This is a genomic window from Bradyrhizobium sp. 2S1 (assembly GCF_011516625.5).
GTDB classification, from domain to species: domain Bacteria; phylum Pseudomonadota; class Alphaproteobacteria; order Rhizobiales; family Xanthobacteraceae; genus Bradyrhizobium; species Bradyrhizobium septentrionale.
In genome coordinates this window covers 482,425-500,618 of the sequence record NZ_CP147717.1, presented here as the reverse complement: position 1 = coordinate 500,618, position 18,194 = coordinate 482,425, and the positions used below count along the sequence as shown (strand labels likewise).

Here is an 18,194-nt window from a genome sequence, read left to right as displayed (position 1 = left end):
GCCAGGTCTTGAGAACGTCTCATCATCTGTGTCATTCGCTGTTTAGGGAAACGATGCGTTCGCGCCGGTCAGTTCTGCTCGACGGCTTCAACACGCCCGTCGCGTAGCGATAGACCAGAAGGGCGGGAGCCGCGTTGTTGCTATCGAACCGGAGCGGCGCGATCAGGTTATCGATCGCCCCTGAACGAAGTGCCACGACAACTCGCGAGGCGTTGAAGGAACCGGCCCGCCCCACCGCCTGTCCGCTTCGGCGTAGACTTCGGAGCCTGGGATCGACGAGAAGGAACAAAAGTGGCCGACGACTGACTGGACTCGGTCCATTGTGAGCCTATTGGCAACTGCGACCGCTTGCTTCGGATCGCTGGCGTCGTCTGCGACGCTCAACATCACTTTGGTATCTGGTATTGGGCCCGAGGCGTTCAATGCCTCGACGGCGGCCGCCGTACCATCGCGCATTTGCGCGCCAAAACGCAGCGCTGTTCCCGCTCATTGGGCCAGCCACGGCAATATAGACGTCGGAGGCGTGCGCAGTCGAGGCGAGGGCGCAGAAGACGAGCGCTGCACTTGCAGCCGAAGCGAAGCGCCCATTTAGCATTGTAGAACTCCCAATCTCAAATGAAGTGAACGGCCAACGCCGCGGTCAGCCAGCTGCAGCTCGATGCGGTTGCTTCCGGCAAGCGAATCCATGCGCGGCAGTTCGCCAGACCTCAATCTCGCTAGAGCCTACAATTTGACGTTACGTGCGGTTCAAGCTCCATTCGGGGTTCATGCCGCCAGTTGCAGCAAGTGGCCGTGCGTTAGGCGGGCGGATCGCCAAAGACGCGCTACGCAGACAGGCCCAGTGAGGCCGCAGAACGGCAGGCACGAATCAGAACCGGCAGATCAACCGGCGCTTCAACGCGCTTTGATGTTGACCGGGCCGTCCGACAATCCGCCCGTCGGCGCCGCAATCAGTACGGCTGGTCTTCCAATCCAGCAAGGGCGAGATCGAGATACTGCATGAGGTGGGGATCCCAACCGGCCAGAGTGTGAGGTGCGCTTAACCGTGCAAGCACCTTCAGGATCGTCGAAACGCGCGAATCGGCGCCGGCTATTTCGCCGATCAGCGAGCGTGCTGCGATCGCGACGGCCTTTGCCCGCTCGCCGCAGGGATGCTCAGCCATATCCATGCATTCGCGCAGCTCATCGCGAATCCGCCGCCACCGCTCCTCGCGATCTGCAGCCAGCTTGCAAGTGCATCGGGAGGGCTGACTACGCGTCTCGACCCGCGACATGGCATCCAAGGTGGCGGGTAGCTCATCAACACTTACCTGGATTTCACTGTCCGTCGTCATGTTGCGTAAGCGATCTCGCAACAGGGTTGCACGAGCGACTTGAAGCTCTATCCGCTCCAAATGCTTGCGCATGAGGTCCGTAAGTGAAGTCGTACGCTCCATAGCCTTACCGATCTCGAAAAGGGAGAAACCAAGCTCACGCAGCGCTCGAATCTGATGAACCCGTTGAACGCTTTCGCGGTCGTACATCCTGTGGCCGCCGTCGGTGCGTTCGGAGGCAGCTAAGAGCCCCGTGTGTTCATAGTGATGCAGCGTGCGTACCGTCACTCCGGTCGCCTCTGCAAGTTCGCCAATGCGCCATCGACGCCTTCGTGGTGTAGCTTTGCTCATGTTGTTCAATTTCAAAGCCTACAACCTGACGTCACGTATGATTCAAGCTATTTCAAAGCTCTAGCTGGATCGTCTTCCATTCCAGCGCAAGAGATGGTGACTATCCTTAGAATGGCGGGCGATCAACCCTGAGGGGAAATGATGACCAGTAAGTTCATCAGGTATGCCAGTCGAGCCTCGCTCACCGCTGTCCGCTCCAAAATGAGTTTTGCGATCGCCGTTCGATTATCGGGAGTTCGCATCGATGGCGGCAACGCGGTGATTGCACTATCAAAAAGACTTCCCAAGCCGGAAAGTTCTTCCGGATCAAATACACCGCTGTATTGCTCCAACGATCAGCTCCTGTTTGTCATCGCGCTAGGGTCGCGCACGTCGTCGAGACGTTTGGCCGCGGTAGGGCCAAAAGAAGTCGGACCGGCGGCGCGGAGCGACGAAGATGCGATGCGCTTGAAGGTGATGCGATACGGCAACACGGCTGCGCGATGCTGCGTCGAAATTGCGGGGATGTACCCCATCTGCACAATCGATCAGCACAGCGCTCACTGTGGGTGATGATGTGACGCCGACTAATCCGAATCGAGCTCGCGCCTGGGAGCTACTGATTCTGAGAGTGGACGGCGCGTGGTCCGAAGCTGATTCCAAGTTCTGCATCGAGCCTGGTGAGCCAAAGAGAGAGGCCGGGTGCAGCGTAAGACCCCAGCTGGAGCGGCGGCGGGCGCGTCGTGCTTCGTCCTTGAGGGTTAAGTTGCAAACAACGCAATCGACCGCGTGCGTCGCAGTTCGCGCGCCGGTCGGATAATAGAATGCGAGCGGCACAGCGGCTGATAGCCATCGGCCGAAACTGACCGAAGTTTATCTGCCAATAACCGGTGTCATTGGAACAAGCGTGAATTGGCCGCGTCGAGACATGCGTCCGGATAGAGATTACGCACTGCGGACGTCCTTACGACAACGGCGAACCAGACTCCGCGAAGTCTGCGCCAGTGTCCGCTTGGTCCGAAGCGTTGATGATGAAGCGTTCTTCACGTGTAGATGCCATGCGGGCCGCCTCCTGCAACAGTATTTCTCGCATCCAGACGCTTTCCGGATCGCTGTTGTGAAGGACAGGCCATTGGACCGCCTCGGTAAATGTGGGGAATGGCTGCGGGAGTTCGGCAATCCGAAGGGGTACCATTCTTTGGAAATGCTTAACGAGCCTTGATGGCATGGTCCCTATGCGAGTCGTGCCTGCCAGCAGGGGCGGAATCATGCTGAAGCTCTGCACGAGAATGTCGATGCGTCGGTTGAGGCCAAGGTCGAGTAAAAAGCATTCCTCGATGGGGGCCTTGCGCGCACCTCCGAGTTTCACCGCAACGTGCCCCATGGACATATATCGATCAAATGTTAGCCGTCGGAGCAACTGGCTGTTCGTGCCGCAGCCTACGCAAACGAGTCTCTCCTCAAACAGGCTCATCTTAGGATGCGCGCACGACATGAATAATTCCGGCAAGATGATGAAATCGGCCTCGCCGCGCCGGAGAATCTCATCGTGATCATCAGCAAGCGCCGCCAGTTCGAAGCTGACGGCGGGAGCTTCTCGCGCAACGCGCTCTACGACGTTTCGGAAGAATACGACTGTTATGAAATCCGAAAGGCCGATCCTGAAGCGGCGCTTTGATTGAGCTGGATCGAACACGTTCCGAGCGATAATGGAGAGCTGAATGTGCGTCAGCGCCTCGCGAACGGGAGCTGCCAGCGCTTCGGCGCGTGAGGTCGGGACAAGCTCGCGGCCTCTCATTGTAAACAGATCATCGTGAAAATAGGAGCGCAGCCGGGCAACGGCCGCGCTCATGGCCGGCTGACTAAGGTTGATCCTGCGTGCTGCTGCAGTGAGGTTGCGCTCAGTCATCAGAGCGTCAAGCGCGACGAGAAGATTTAGATCCAAGCCCTTGAAGCGCATATCGTCTTATCCTGCGCGAGTGTCGTTGCGGTACATTAGAGTAGCGAAAGCGGCTCTGAAGCGCTCTCATCGGATCGCCTGAAACGAATCCGTTCCCATCCTGCGATCGCGAAAGAAGCTCGCGGAAGCCATCGTAAGAAGGGCGCGGAGGGCGGTCGGCGAACGACCGGCGACTGGAGTGTATCGGGAGCCGCGGAGCTGATCGATTTCGACACTCCGGCAACCCCGCAACACGACCTGGTCAATTTACGGCTGGCGCTGGCCCTGGTGCTATGGCCAGAGCCGTAAGTTCGCCGATGCCCCTGTCGATGGCCGCGCAACGCGTCCCAGCAGCGAGCCTACAACCTGACGCGGCGTGGGGTTCAAGACATTGATTGGACGAATCAAACATTATTGAGAAGTTGCCGCGATAGTGGGGGCTGTGCTTTCACGCAAGCTCACCGAATCACATTTTGCGGCATCAACGGTCAGCGCCTGCCAGGCGTTTGCGACTGACCGACGGCTTGAGTGGCCTCTTAAGGAGGGCGCCACCCGAGACGGCGAAATGAGAAAGCGGCCGAGTACGACCAAAGGGCCGAACACGGTATTTGCAGCGTGCGGAGAGCGGCTTGTGGCCAAACTAGCAGCGCCTGCGAGCTGGGCTCTTCTGATTCGCAGATGTCATGTGGGATCCCTCCTCCAACAGTATCCGCCGCATCCAAATGCTTGCCGGGTCCGTGTTGTGAAAGGCTGGCCACTGAACGGCCTCGGTGAACTGGGGCAGCGGCAACGGTGGCTCGACGATCCGCAGAGGCGTCCGCTTTTCGAAGTGTCTGGCGAGCCGTAAGGGCATTGTCCCTATGCGGCTCGTGTCGAACAGTATAGGCGGAATGAGGCTGAAGCCCTGCACAACGACCTCAATGCGTCTCTTAAGGCCGTGCTCAAGCAAAAACCATTCCTCGAGGTTGGGCCTTAGCGCCCGCCCGAACTTGGCCGCAACATGTCCCATCGAATTGTATTTATCAAACGTAAGCTGCCCTGACAGCTGCCTGTTCGAGCGGCATCCCACGCATACGAGAGTCTCTTCAAATAACGTCGCCTTCGGATGCGCGCTCGACATGAACAATTCCGGCAGAATGAGAAAATCGACCTCGCCGCGGCGGAGTAGCTCATCGGGCTCATCGGAATATGGTAGCAATTCGAAGCGTACTGCCGGAGCTTCCTGTGCGATACGATCCACAATCCGCCGAAAAAAGACGATTGTCATGAAGTCGGAGAGAATGATCCTGAACCGTCGGTTCGACTGACTTGGGTCAAACGCGTCCCTTGAGATGATCGAGAGTTGAATATGCAGCAGGGCCTCGCGGACAGGGCTCGCAAGCGCTTCCGCGCCGGGTGTTGGGACGAGCTCGCGACCTCTCATCGTGAACAATTCATCACGAAAATAGATGCGCAGCCGCGCGATCGCAGCACTCATCGCGGGCTGGCTCAGATTGATTTTCCGTGCCGCCGCAGTGAGGTTGCGCTCGGTCATCAGAGCATCGAGCGCAACCAGAAGGTTTAGATCAAGTCCCTTGAATCGCATGTTGTGAGTCTATCCATCGTGTGGATGAGTTCTATCGAAACAACGGAATGTTGGATAGCAAACATCAGTTTGGAAACTGATTAGGCGTACCACGATGGCTGCTTGCCATTACGCGAGTTCCGAAACGGACTGCTGGGGTGTGCGAGCACCTGCCGAACCCGTTTAGGGGCGGGTGTCGGCGCGCTATCCGAGCAACGTCTGTTCTTCTCGGTGCGACGAGCGGCCTGACACGGCGCTCGCTCGTGCTGCCGATAAACGTTCGTATGTGTCTTCCATTCCTTTCCATATTTGCGGTTTACCCGCGTACACTAGAGATGGCTTACGCCTCACCCTAGTGTCGGAACCGAGAGGCAGGCGCACATTGCGGATGCCAAACGTCACCCGCGACCGGCCAAATAGTTGCTTGTCCATCACATTCAGAGCGTGTCGAAGATGCATATGACCCAAGTTGATCTGGGGCCGATCGGGATCGCTTTCGGTGAGATCTCGTTCATCGATGGGGCGCCATCAGACCGCACAGCATCGATAGCAATCCTGGACCGGACCGAACCTCTTGATAATGCGGGTAGGTGCCGGACAATCCAAGCGCCACGTCGGCATGTCTGGCAGATCTCGGACATGACATTGACTGGGATGACCAGCGCCGACTGCACGATCGCCTCTTCTCTGGCCAAGGCGCCACTCCAAGGGGGCCGTTCTGCCGCGCCGCTGGCGAACTGAGCCGGGCGCCGGCGCCCCACGTCAGTGCATTCGAGTATTGATCAGCGATTCAGCCGATAGCGAGTTGTTCACGTGACCACCTCCGCTCTTAACGTCACTGGTGCAGGGAAGCCCGTCATGAATATTCCCGGATCTCGGTCGGCGGAAAGTCGTTCCGCGCGGCCTCAAGTGCAGTGGAGCCTGCATTGGGAAAGCGAGCTGCGGCTGGGCGACCATACCGAGCTCGCTGAGTTTTTCCGCGAAAGCTACGGGCCGACCGGTGCGTTCAATGCGCAGCCATTTGAGGGGAGCCGAAGTTGGGCCGGTGCAAGGCCGGAGGTCCGCGTAATTGGTTACGACGCGCACGGCGTAGCTGCTCACATCGGCGCCCTACGCCGCTTCATCAAGATTGACGGGCGCGATCTACTCGTGGCCGAACTGGGACTATATGCGGTGCGTCCGGATCTCGAGGGGCTTGGAATCAGCCACTCAATGCGCGTGATGTATCCTGCGCTGCAGGAGCTCGGGGTCCCGTTCGGCTTTGGTACGGTTCGGCCCGCGCTTGAGAAGCACCTTACCAGACTGATTGGAAGGCAGGGGCTGGCAACCCTCATGTCCGGCATTCGCGTCCGGTCCACCCACGCAGATGTGTATCCCAATTTGCCGCCGGTCCGGATCGAGGACGTTCTCGTGGTGGTGTTCCCGGCCGGACGCCCGATCAGCGAGTGGCCGGCCGGGACGATCATCGACCGGAACGGGCCTGAGTTGTGAAAGAGCTCGTCCCCCTGTCTGCGGTGCGTCGCGACTACGCCGACGTCAGCGCAAGTCGCTGTGTCTATTTGACCTTTGATGATGGGCCAAATCCATTTTGCACGCCCGACGTGCTCGATGTGCTGACGCAACATCGGGTGCCGGCGACGTTCTTCGTTATCGGCACGTACGTGACCGATCACCCTGAACTCATTCGACGAATGATTGCGCAAGGACACGAGGTTGCAAACCACACGATGACGCATCCGGATCTCTCCAGATGTGAACCAGCGGTGGTTCACGATGAAGTGCTAACGGCGAGCAAGGCGATCCGTTCGGCCTGCCCGCAGGCTTCGCCCAGGCACATGCGAGCACCCTACGGCTTATGGACCCAAGCGGTGCTCGCTACGACAGCGAGCGCTGGCCTCACAGCTCTGCACTGGTCGGTCGATCCGAGAGATTGGTCGCGCCCAGGCGTCGATAGGATTGTGAATTCAGTGCTGGCGGCCGTTCGTCCAGGCGCAATTGTACTTCTGCACGACGGGTATCCTCCTGGTGAGGAAAGACTCTGCAGCGATGCCACTCTGCGTGATCAGACGGTGATGGCGCTGTCACATCTGATACCGGTACTGCAACAGCGCGGGTTTGCAATCCGTCCGCTTCCTCAACTTCACTAAACAAAACTGGCCCCAAAATGGACCTGCTCGCTACAACCAGCGCTGTCGCCGTTTCGTCTTATGCGCTGCTCTCAACTGTCTACAAGAGCGCGCAAGCGCTCTATGCTCAGCCGGCGAATACCTCGTCGCTGCAGACCGATATGGGCCAATCCGAGGTAGCTCTGCCCAGCGTGGACGTCATCGTGCCTTGCTTCAACGAGGACCCGAATACGCTCTCCAAATGTCTCGAGTCGATTGCAGGTCAAGACTACGGTGGAAGACTGCAGGTCTATGTGGTCGACGACGGATCTGCAAATCGCGATGTCGTGGGGCCTGTACACGACCTCTATGCGAACGATCCGAGATTCAGCATCATCCTGCTGGCCAAGAACGTTGGAAAGCGCAAGGCGCAGATCGCCGTTATACGTAGCTCGTCCGGGAACCTGGTGCTCAACGTCGACTCGGATACGATACTAGCCGCTGACGTGGTCAAGAAGCTTGCATTGAAGATGCAGGAGCCGGAAGTCGGCGCCGCCATGGGCCAGTTGATAGCGAGCAACCGCAGCCAAACCTGGCTGACCAAGCTAATCGATATGGAATACTGGCTAGCGTGCAACGAAGAGCGCGCGGCACAGGCTCGCTTCGGTGCAGTCATGTGCTGCTGCGGCCCCTGCGCGATGTATCGTCGCTCCGCCCTCGCTTTGCTGCTTGATCAATACGAAACGCAACTCTTTCGCGGAAAGCCGAGCGATTTTGGCGAGGATCGCCACCTAACTATCCTCATGCTCAAAGCGGGGTTTCGAACCGAGTATGTCCCGGATGCCATCGCGGCAACAGTCGTACCCGACAGCCTTGGGCCGTATCTGCGTCAGCAACTGCGTTGGGCACGGAGTACCTTTCGGGACACGTTTCTTGCATTGCGCCTGCTGCCCGAACTCGATGGCTATCTCACGCTAGACGTTGTCGGACAAAATCTCGGCCCTTTACTCCTCGCCTTGTCATCACTGGCTGCGCTCGCACAGCTCGCAGTCGGCGGTTCGGTGCCCTGGTGGACGGGATTGACAATTGCTGCAATGACAATAACCCGGTGCAGTGTCGCGGCGTTTCGTGCCCGCGAATTGCGCTTTATCGGCTTCTCGCTCCATACGCCCATCAATATATTTATCCTACTTCCGTTGAAGGCTTATGCGCTTTGTACATTGAGCAACAGCGATTGGCTGTCGCGTAAGCTCGTCAATGTGCCGAGCGCAGGGGAGAAGAAGGCCGCTATCCCGGCTACTAACACTGGATCGAGCGCTGCAGCTACTGCAGAAATTGTTGAAGCAATTCGCAAGCGGAGGTCGCGCGGTTCCTCGGGCGTGCCGGCGACTGACAATGTGTGCGGTGGCGATTGATCGAGCCAATAACAACAGGTTAATCGACCCATGAGACTGGACAAGAACGATCATCTGCTCGAGCGTGGTCTTGCTGTTGGTGATCAGTGGCAGCTCGACAGTAACCCGTTGGAACAGGAGCGTTACGCGCAAATGTTTCGGATGTCGCGTTCCAATGGGGAAGTTACGCGTGCCCTTGAAGTCGCAGGTGCAGCCTTCGCATTCACGGAAATGCTGGGACCCCACTGCCAGCGAATTACCGTGCAGGATGTCATGCCACAGGATTGAGCGCGCACGGCAAAGAACGGAGAGGCGGTCATGGTGAGCATGCTTGCGCCAAATGGCGCGCTGGTCTTCGCGCGTGATGCTTGTCGACGCTGGGGGCATGCTGCTGAGACGGCGATCGCTCTCTTGAATGAGAGTTTATCCGAATCGAGCGTCAGCATTGCCAGACTGGTTCGGTCGACCAAGATTGCCTGCTCGTTCTGTTCCGGAAGTCGAATAACTCGTCGAAACAATCAAATTGCGGTCGTTGGGCCGGGGGGCGTATGCGCATCTGCGGCATCAAGTTGACACATGACGGGGCAATTGCTGTCGTCGAGGATGGGCGGCTTGTCTTTTGCACCGAGCAAGAGAAGCGCGGCAATAATCCTCGCTATCAATCCATCGATAATCTCGATGCAGTTGTACTTGCATTGGCGGAGCACGGCCTGGATCCGCGTGATATTGATCAGTTCGTCATCGACGGCGGGGATGGCGAGCGCGAGTCGCAATTCCTGGTCCTCAGTGGGGCCGTGCCGATCGCGCTGAAAGGGGCGCCATATGTCGAGCGCCGTGCTGAGGGCCTTCTTGATTGCGTCGACGGTTTTGGCTTGATCCTTGGCGGCAAGGTGTTTCCCTACAAGAGTTACCCGCACGTCACCGGCCACGTTGCCTCAGCATATAGCACCAGCCCCTTTGCCGTCTCGGGTAGGCCCGCGTTCTGTCTGGTATGGGACGGCTGGATCTCTCCACGTCTTTACTATGTTGAACCACAGGGGGGGCGGCTCGTTGGATGCCTGTTTCCGATGATTGGCCACGCCTATGCTGTCGCCGGCCTTCACTTCGGGCCTTACAGTCGGCCGAATCGCACCAATTCGGACTTGGGCATCGCCGGCAAATTGATGGCCTACGTCGCGCTTGGTTCTGCCGATGAAAGCATTGTGGCAGTGTTTCAGGAGCTCTACGACAGGCGCTTCGCGGCGGACACGCAGCAGGCTCGTCGCTATCGCGCAGACATCAACAATGCCGAAGCGTCACTCGCAACTATGCACGACTTTTTCGAGGCGAGCAGACTGCGCCTGATGGCCAAGCGAGCGGAGGACGTCCTTGCGTCGTTTCATGTGTTCCTGGAACGTCTCCTTATCCGGGAAATCGCAATGGTGTTGCTGCGGCATTCGTCGCTTCCGGGAGCGCGGAATCTATGTATAGCCGGCGGCTGCGGTCTTAACATCAAGTGGAATAGTGCGCTTCGCGCGACGGGACTGTTCGATGACGTCTGGGTGCCGCCATTTCCGAATGACAGCGGCTCGGCAATCGGTGCTGCTTGCAGTGCGCTGGCGGCGCAAGATGGGTTCGTGCCACTGGAATGGTCAGTCTACAGTGGTCCTGCCCTGCAAGCCAGCGAGGTTCCGCCAGAATGGCAGGCCGCGCCGTGCAGTCTGCGCGATCTTGCGGCCATTCTCGCCGACAACGAGCCGGTGATCTTCCTTTCCGGGCGCGCGGAGCTTGGGCCGCGGGCGTTGGGCGGCAGAAGCATTCTTGCGGCCGCGACCTCGCCGGCAATGAAGGATCGTCTCAACGACATCAAGCGCCGCGAATACTTCCGACCGGTGGCGCCGATTTGCCTAGAGGATCGGGCGCCAGAGATATTCAACCCAGGTACGCCGGATCCGTACATGCTGTTCGATCACCAGACTAGGACGGAGTGGCGCGACAAGGTCGCCGCCGTCGTCCATTTGGACGGCTCTGCGCGACTGCAGACAATCTCCCGCAACTCTTCACACAAGATTGCCGAGCTCCTCGTCGAATTTGAGAAACTCACCGGCATTCCGCTGCTCTGCAATACGAGCGCCAATGTTCACGGCCGTGGCGTCTTCCCGGATGTTGCCGCGGCTTGCCAATGGGGACGCGTTGAACATGTGTGGTGTGACGGCCTGCTCTGGACCAAGACGGCCGTAGGGACGCCATCTTCGGCTCAACCACTTCTGCCAACCTAAGGTGAACATGTCCACCGTAGCCATCGACATTGCCGGCGTAAAAAAGTCCTTTGGCGGCAAGATCATCGTCAATGAACTGTCGTTCTCGGTTGCACGCGGAGAGTGCTTTGGCCTGCTCGGGCCTAATGGAGCTGGCAAGAGCACCATTGCGCGTATGCTTCTCGGCATGATTGCGCCGGATGAAGGCAAGGTTACCGTCCTTGATGAGCCCGTGCCTGCACGCGCTCGAGTGGCACGTGTGCGCATCGGCGTGGTGCCGCAGTTCGACAACCTTGAACTCGGGTTTACCGTACGAGAAAACCTCGTGGTATTTGGCAGATACTTCGGCATGAGCGCTCGAAAGATCGAGGCGCTCCTGCCGTCGTTGCTTGAGTTTGCGCGACTCGAAAGCAAGGTGGATGTGCGCGTCGCCGAGCTTTCAGGTGGCATGAAGCGGCGGCTGACGCTGGCGCGTGCATTGATCAATGACCCGCATCTGCTGGTAATGGACGAGCCGACGACGGGTCTGGATCCGCACGCCCGCCACCTGATCTGGGAACGTCTGCGAGTTTTGTTGGCCCGTGGCAAGACGATCCTACTGACCACTCACTTCATGGAAGAGGCCGAACGTCTATGCGATCGGCTGTGTGTGCTGGAGGATGGACGCAAGATCGCCGAAGGCAAACCGCAAGCGTTGATCGACGAACAGGTCGGATGCAACGTGATTGAGATCTATGGCGGTCATCCGCAAGAGCTGCGTGAGATACTCAAGCCCTATGTACGTCACCTCGAAGTGAGCGGAGAGACGCTGTTTTGCTATGCGCAATATCCCGAGCAGGTGCGCATCCAGCTGCGCGGGCGAGCGGGTCTGCGCATTCTGCAGCGTCCGGCAAATCTCGAGGACGTGTTCATGCGCCTGACCGGACGCGAGATGGAGAAATGAGTGATGAGTGAAGGTTATGCGGGGGTCCTGCCCGCTAACGCCTACAACTGGGTCGCGGTATGGCGTCGAAATTGCCTGGCATGGAGGAAAGTTGCGCTTGCGTCGGTTCTCGGCAACCTCGCAGATCCTATAACCCATCTTTTTGGCCTTGGCTTCGGCCTCGGTCTCATCGTCGGGCCCGTTGAGGGAACTTCCTACATCGCATTTTTGGCTGCGGGCATGGTTGCGACCAGCGCCATGACTGCCGCAACGTTTGAAACCATGTATGCAACCTTTGCTCGCATGGATGCCAATCGTACCTGGGAAGCAATCCTGTCCACACAGCTCACGCTTGGCGATATCGTTTTAGGCGAATTGGTTTGGGCGGCCAGCAAATCCGTTCTTGCCGGGACGGCAATCGGGCTTGTCGCTGCCACGCTTGGCTATGCGTCTTGGCTTTCCATTTTCTATGCGATGCCGACCGTCGCGCTTACTGGGCTTGTCTTCGCCAGCCTGGCAATGGTCGTCATATCTCTTGCGCCAAGTTACGACTACTTCGTGTTTTACCAGACGCTTGTCCTTACCCCTATGGTGTTTCTGTGTGGCGCGGTGTTTCCGATGAGCCAACTGCCTAGCTCATTTCAGCACTTCGCCGACTTGTTGCCGCTAGCGCATTCGGTCGACCTCATTCGCCCCGCGATGCTAGAGCGCGAGGCTGGCGGCGCTTTGTTTCATGTAGGTGCGCTTTGCATATACGCGGTGTTGCCCTTCTTCGTATCGACCGCACTGTTGCGGCGCCGGCTGCTGCGTTGACGGAAAGAACTAAGATAACCGGGAGAATCCAGCTGATGCAGTCGCACCATGCTCTCTGTGGTGAGTCGGACAAGGCCCGACCTGCCATGGCAGCAGTTGCAATGCCTGTAAGAGGACGCGATCAAGCCAGGTCGACACCAGCCTGTTCGGTTGATCGATGCGGGGCTCCGGCACTTCAACGGGCTGAGCGCCGTGTCCGGGCGGCGTTGGGAGAGCCTTGGGTTGTGCTACGGCCCCGCGCGGCCGACGGAGCGCGATAATACGAAGCAGCTGGAACGGCCATTGGTCGTCCCGTCATGATCAAATGGAGAACGAGATGTTGTGTCTGGGAATATGTGGCGGTCTGGACAGAATTCATGAAAGCTCGCCCGAGCTGCCGAATACATTCTTGCACGATGGCGCTGCGGTTCTTGTACAGGATGGCCGCGTGATCGCTGCCGTCGAAGAGGAGCGCCTCAATCGAGTTAAGCACTCCAACAAGTTCCCAAGCAACGCGATGCGATACTGTCTTTCGGCTGCGGGAGTCGAGCTTCACCAGATCGATCGCATCGCGTTCTACGCGACTGAGGCGTACTGCAACACTATGCTCGAGCGCCTAGCTGTTTCTCAGCCGCTTCCGCTGGACGCCAAACTGTTGCTGCGACAGCTATTGGCACGGGAGTTCGGTACCGAGGTCGATGCGTCGCGGATTTCATTCGTAAATCACCATGAAGCGCATGCGGTGAGCGCGTTTGCCATGTCTGGATTCGAGCAAAGCCTCATTTTTTCGGTTGACGGCGGTGGCGATTTTCTCTCGGGCCTATTGGCGGTAGGGTCGGGCACCGGAATGACGCAACTTGCACGCTTCCCAGAAAGCAACTCTCTGGGATTGTTCTATCTCGAAACGATCCGTTACCTCGGCTACGGGTTGTTCGACGAGTACAAGGTGATGGGGCTTGCTCCCTACGGGGACCCCGCTCCTTATCGCGAGCTGTTCGCACAGCTCTACGAGTTGTTGGACAATGGAGACTATCGCGTCCACCACGACCGCATCGGTCCGGCGCTGCTCCGAAACATCCAGGTCCGACGAAAGGGAATGCCGTTTACCCAGCAGCATCGGGATGTCAGCGCATCGCTGCAGGAAGCTCTGGAGCGGATCGTGTTTCATGTCCTGCTACACTATCGCGAAACGACAGGCATCACGCGTTTGTGCCTAGCTGGAGGGGTAGCTCATAACTGCACCGTCAACGGTAAGCTACTCTATTCCGGCCTTTTCGACGACATCTTCGTCCAACCCGCGGCCCACGACGCCGGATGCGCGCTTGGCGCCGCATTGATGATGTCGAGCGAGCTGGGCAGGCCAACCCCGCGCGAGCGGCTGTCAGACGTATATTGGGGGCCCGGCCTCGGAAACGAGCAAGCCGTGGAACAGGAGCTCAATGCATGGTCCGGTCATCTCGACATTCAACGATGTGACGACATAGCAGCAAGTGCGGCCGACTGGATGGCAAATGGCGCCGTGATCGGCTGGGTTCAGGGCCGCTCTGAGTTCGGGCCGCGTGCGCTCGGCAACCGGAGCATTCTTGCGGACCCGCGGCCAGCCGAAAACAAGGACCGGATCAATGCAATGGTCAAAAAACGCGAGGGCTATCGTCCGTTTGCGCCATCGGTGCTGGAGGAGAATGCGAACGAGTTCTTCGAGCTCCCTGACGGCAAGCAGGACTTTCCCTTCATGAATTTCGTGGTCCGGGTGCGCGAAGCCCAGCGTAAGGTGCTCGGCGCAATCACGCACGTCGATGGTACCGCTCGGCTGCAAACAGTATCGCGCAAGACAAACCCCGCCTATTGGGATGTTATCAATGCGTTTAAAAAGCGCACTGGCATCCCAGTGCTTCTGAATACGTCATTCAACAACAATGCCGAGCCGATCGTGGATTCGGTTGCAGACGCGATCACGACATTTTTGACGACCGACCTAGACGGACTTGTTGCGGGGCCGTTCCTCGTCAAGAAGCGAGCGGCAAGGCTGCAGGATTGGGGTGCGCTAAGCGTTTCATTGCCGCCTTATGCGTCCCTTCATCGCGTTCGCTCCTACACTGCGGCAGATCGCCAGGAAACGGTCTGCGAGATCCGTACGGGACCTTCGGGCCGCGACAGCATACGCATTTCACATGAGTTATTCGAGCTGCTGATGCGAATCGAGGGCGAGGCGCCGCTTGGCTGGCTTCTAGACACGACCATGGCCGATCACGACAAGCGTGAAGATATCGTGAAGGAACTGCGGCTCGCGTGGGAGCAGCGCTGTGTTCGGCTGCGTCCGCCGCGCGCGGCCTGCGACTGCAATAAAAGGAAAAGTGAAGCTCAGGCTGAGCTCACGAATGACCCTGGCAATGCATGCGGGGCGGGACCGGGATAGGCCGAAACGGTATCGGACCGAAATCGGGTACGTCGGCGCAGCGTCTCTGAATGGAAGTGCAATCGGAAAGCATTCAGAGAACATCTTCCATCAGAGGCACGCCGCCATGAAATTCTACCGACGCAGCTCGCCGGCATCACGAGTGCCGCCGATGACAACGGATGCGATCACACGAGATGCATCTATAATGACGTCTTATGTCCACCCAGGAGCCCGCGAGGCAATGCGTATGGTTAGCGGTTTAAAGAGCGATCGGTTCGTTGTTTCCAGGCGAAGGACCGGGTTCGGCGACTGCCTGTGGTCGCTGGCGGCAGCTTGGCGCTTTGCACAGCGGACCGATCGGACGCTGGCAATCGATTGGCGCGGATCCTGTTATCTCGATCAGCCATTCACCAATGCCTTCCCAGTCTTTTTCGAACCAGTTCACGATATTGCTGGGGTACCGATCATCTGCGACGACGAGATCAACCACCGCTCATTCCCGGGGCCATTCTTCCCGGGATGGTGGAACAGGCCATCCATCGACTGCGTCTATCGGCCGGATCAGCAAATTTTCCGCGAGCGCGACGAGCTCGATCGACTGTTCCAAAATGAGGAAGATAGTGACGCTAACACGGTTGTGTGTGACGCCTGTCTGATGTGGCGCTGCGATCAGGAGGCCGAACGAGAGATCTTTCGCAACATTAAACCGCGATCTGAAATTCTGGCACGGATTGAGGCCATTTACCGCAAGCAGTTTGAGCCGTACAGCATCATCGGCGTTCATGTTCGACACGGCAACGGCGAGGATATTCTGGGGCATGCTCCCTATTGGGCCGATCCGGAGCGCGCCCTGCGGCAGGTCTGTCGTGCCATCGAAAGGGCCAGGGGGTTGCCGTACGCCAAGCCTGCGAGGGTGTTCCTGTGTACGGACAGTGCGCTCGTTCTTGAGAAGGTTTCGGCCTTATTTCCTGATGTTTTCACGATTCCAAAACGTTTCCAGGCGCTTCAGGCCGGGCCTCTGCACAGCGCCGCGCTCGGAGCCGAGGGCGGCTTTTCAGCCCTTATCGAGATGTATCTCCTTGCGCGCTGCGACACTGTGATTCGCTTTCCCCCAACGAGCGCCTTCACGCGCTATGCGCGTCTCTTTGTGCCACGTGTGATAGAGTTCGACCTGAACGATCCGGGCCGATTGATCTTAACCGATGAAACCTCGCAAGAGCTCGTGGGTTTGTGAAAATCATAGCCCGTCTCATAGACCAGATGGCCGCTTTTTGCATCCGGCAGTACTGGCACTATTTCTCCAGACGGCAATTCATAGCCCAACCTGAGGATCCGACGCGACTTTTCATTGAAGAGGAGAAGAAAAGCGCTGGCTCGCCACCATCCGGTGAAGCGCGACCTGGATGAGAGAGCGCTTGTAGTGCTGCCACCGTGCCTACAGGTGGAACACGTCGGTGTCTTCGTCTCGCACCCGTAGAGTGGAAGCTGTCGCTGCTGCCCGATTGCAGGTCAAGCTGTCTGTCGAGCGGCGCGTTCGCCGCGGCGGTCGTCCTCTCGCTCGAGCGCGCTGGCGCACTCAGAGTCGATTATGTGGAACGTCTCGCTAGGCGTTCAGTCCCCGGCTCGCGGTCGCGACGTCAATTGACGCGCTGCTGCTGGACAGGATGGTGATCAAATCAGCGCTAGAGCGGGATGGGTCTAGCTTGAGAGCTATCGCTGAAAGTTGGTGACGGCGGGAATCGGGAAGGCGGCATATCGTGGGGGTGCTTGACGCCTCCACTTCTCCACCGAAGGAGCGATATGCCGTGGCCAAAGATAACATCATCAAGTTGATTCAGCCAGGAAACGTCGACGATCAACTCACCGAAATCTTGCGCAATGGGGCGCGTGCTCTGTTGGCCCAGGCGGTCGAGGCCGAGGTCGCGGACTTTCTCGGCAAGCATGCCGATTTGAAGACTGCGGACGGCCACCAGCGCGTCGTGCGCCACGGTCACCTGCCGGAACGCGAGGTTATGACCGGTATCGGTCCGGTCGGCGTCCGCCAGCCGCGTGTACGCGATCGCGAGGCGGAGGCTACCGATCCCGACCGCATCCGGTTCTCTCCGTCGATCCTGCCGCCCTACATGCGCCGCTCGAAATCGATCGAGACGCTGCTGCCGATCCTTTACCTGAAGGGTATCTCCACCGGCGACTTCTCCGAGGCTCTGGCGGCGCTGCTCGGCAAGGATGCTGCCGGGTTGTCGGCATCCGCCATCGGCCGTCTGAAGGACGGTTGGCTTGACGAACACACCGCGTGGCAGAGGCGCGATCTGTCGGCGAAGCGCTACGTCTACATCTGGGCCGATGGCATCCATCTCCAAGCACGCCTCGAAGACGAAAAGCAGTGCATCCTGGTGCTGATCGGCGCGACGCCGGAAGGCCGCAAGGAACTGGTCGGCTTCACCGATGGCGCCCGCGAGAGCGCGCAGGACTGGCGCGATCTGCTGCTCGACCTGAAGCGGCGCGGGCTCGGCGTGCCACCGCGGCTCACCATCGCCGACGGCGCGCTCGGGTTCTGGAAGGCCGCCGGCGAGGTCTGGCCGAAAACGCGCGAGCAGCGCTGCTGGGTACACAAGACCGCCAACGTGATCGCCAAGTTGCCGAAGAGCCAGCAGCCTAAAGCCAAACGCGCGTTGCAGGAGATCTGGATGGCCGAAACCAAGGCCGCCGCCGAGCTGGCGTTCGACGCCTTCATCGAGAGCTACACGCCCAAATACGAGAAGGCGGCCGACTGCCTGAGCAAGGATCGGGACACGCTACTGGCGTTCTACGACTTCCCGGCCGAACACTGGAAACACCTGCGGACCACCAATCCCATTGAAAGCACCTTCGCTACCGTGCGCCACCGCACGATCCGATCGAAGGGCTGCCTGTCCAACAGAACGGCGCTCGCGATGGTCTTCAAACTGCTTGAGGCCGCGCAGAAAAGCTGGCGTCGTCTCGATGGCCACAACCAGTTGCCAAAACTCGTTCTCGGTGTGACATTCAACGATGGGATCGAGGTCATCGCCAAACCGACTGACCGTCAGCCCATAACCGCCGCCGCCTGACCGGCCGCGCCGTCACCAAAATTTGGCGATAGCTCCTAGCTTGAATCGATTTGGGATTCCCAAATCGGAAGGCTTCTGATTCAACATGCTGGCTGGGAAGGAGGCCAGCAT

General features: G+C 58.7%; 16 protein-coding genes. 12 read left to right on the top strand and 4 right to left on the bottom strand.

Annotated elements, in window-relative coordinates; all coding sequences use genetic code 11:
* Window positions 1-162 precede the first annotated feature (162 nt).
* Entirely contained in the window at window positions 163-456 is a 294-nt protein-coding gene (locus HAP54_RS02350) for an ABC transporter substrate-binding protein (RefSeq protein WP_029084498.1), read from the bottom strand.
* Window positions 457-950: 494 nt separating this feature from the next.
* On the bottom strand, window positions 951-1,664 hold the full coding sequence (locus HAP54_RS02345) for a MerR family transcriptional regulator (RefSeq protein ID WP_175619350.1): 714 nt from the start codon (window positions 1,662-1,664) through the stop codon (window positions 951-953).
* A gap of 141 nt (window positions 1,665-1,805) precedes the next feature.
* Here HAP54_RS02345 and HAP54_RS02340 point away from each other — a divergent pair, with 141 nt between their 5' ends.
* Entirely contained in the window at window positions 1,806-2,216 is a 411-nt protein-coding gene (locus tag HAP54_RS02340; protein WP_166298624.1) for a hypothetical protein, read from the top strand.
* Window positions 2,217-2,607: 391 nt separating this feature from the next.
* Here the strand turns inward: HAP54_RS02340 and HAP54_RS02335 are convergent, their stop codons facing one another.
* Window positions 2,608-3,603 carry a LysR family transcriptional regulator gene (locus HAP54_RS02335; protein ID WP_165125947.1) on the bottom strand — a complete coding sequence of 332 codons (996 nt, stop codon included), beginning with the start codon at window positions 3,601-3,603 and terminating at the stop codon, window positions 2,608-2,610.
* 619 nt (window positions 3,604-4,222) lie between these two features.
* On the bottom strand, window positions 4,223-5,167 hold the full coding sequence (nodD1, locus tag HAP54_RS02330; RefSeq protein ID WP_029084501.1) for a transcriptional regulator NodD1: 945 nt from the start codon (window positions 5,165-5,167) through the stop codon (window positions 4,223-4,225).
* A gap of 837 nt (window positions 5,168-6,004) precedes the next feature.
* Here nodD1 and HAP54_RS02325 point away from each other — a divergent pair.
* The 11 genes from HAP54_RS02325 to HAP54_RS02275 all read left to right on the top strand — a co-directional run bounded on the left by HAP54_RS02325 (window position 6,005) and on the right by HAP54_RS02275 (window position 18,083).
* Window positions 6,005-6,637, top strand: coding sequence for a NodA family N-acyltransferase (locus tag HAP54_RS02325; RefSeq protein ID WP_029084503.1), 633 nt, complete (start codon window positions 6,005-6,007; stop codon window positions 6,635-6,637).
* Window positions 6,634-7,293, top strand: a complete 660-nt coding sequence (nodB, locus tag HAP54_RS02320) for a chitooligosaccharide deacetylase NodB (RefSeq protein WP_084518718.1) — start codon at window positions 6,634-6,636, stop codon at window positions 7,291-7,293. Before HAP54_RS02325 ends, nodB begins: the two co-directional genes overlap by 4 nt.
* A gap of 17 nt (window positions 7,294-7,310) precedes the next feature.
* Entirely contained in the window at window positions 7,311-8,666 is a 1,356-nt protein-coding gene (gene nodC / locus HAP54_RS02315; RefSeq protein WP_166298622.1) for a chitooligosaccharide synthase NodC, read from the top strand.
* Between the two features lie 30 nt (window positions 8,667-8,696).
* On the top strand, window positions 8,697-8,933 hold the full coding sequence (locus tag HAP54_RS02310) for an SAM-dependent methyltransferase (protein ID WP_051346709.1): 237 nt from the start codon (window positions 8,697-8,699) through the stop codon (window positions 8,931-8,933).
* A gap of 30 nt (window positions 8,934-8,963) precedes the next feature.
* Window positions 8,964-9,218, top strand: coding sequence for an SAM-dependent methyltransferase (locus HAP54_RS52415; RefSeq protein WP_334261874.1), 255 nt, complete (start codon window positions 8,964-8,966; stop codon window positions 9,216-9,218).
* Window positions 9,194-10,903 carry a nodulation protein NodU gene (nodU, locus tag HAP54_RS02300; RefSeq protein WP_166307315.1) on the top strand — a complete coding sequence of 570 codons (1,710 nt, stop codon included), beginning with the start codon at window positions 9,194-9,196 and terminating at the stop codon, window positions 10,901-10,903. Before HAP54_RS52415 ends, nodU begins: the two co-directional genes overlap by 25 nt.
* A 1-nt stretch (window position 10,904) precedes the next feature.
* Window positions 10,905-11,825 (top strand): nodulation factor ABC transporter ATP-binding protein NodI, encoded by a 921-nt coding sequence (nodI, locus tag HAP54_RS02295; protein WP_224496934.1) that lies wholly within the window; start codon window positions 10,905-10,907, stop codon window positions 11,823-11,825.
* A 3-nt stretch (window positions 11,826-11,828) separates the two neighbouring features.
* Entirely contained in the window at window positions 11,829-12,617 is a 789-nt protein-coding gene (locus tag HAP54_RS02290) for an ABC transporter permease (protein ID WP_029084506.1), read from the top strand.
* A 316-nt stretch (window positions 12,618-12,933) separates the two neighbouring features.
* Window positions 12,934-15,012, top strand: coding sequence for a carbamoyltransferase family protein (locus tag HAP54_RS02285; RefSeq protein WP_165129156.1), 2,079 nt, complete (start codon window positions 12,934-12,936; stop codon window positions 15,010-15,012).
* A 106-nt stretch (window positions 15,013-15,118) separates the two neighbouring features.
* A complete protein-coding gene (locus HAP54_RS02280; RefSeq protein WP_166298621.1) occupies window positions 15,119-16,228 on the top strand; it encodes a nodulation protein NodZ in 1,110 nt (369 codons plus the stop codon).
* Between the two features lie 571 nt (window positions 16,229-16,799).
* On the top strand, window positions 16,800-18,083 hold the full coding sequence (locus tag HAP54_RS02275) for an IS256 family transposase (protein ID WP_166298302.1): 1,284 nt from the start codon (window positions 16,800-16,802) through the stop codon (window positions 18,081-18,083).
* The last annotated feature ends 111 nt before the right edge of the window (window positions 18,084-18,194 follow it).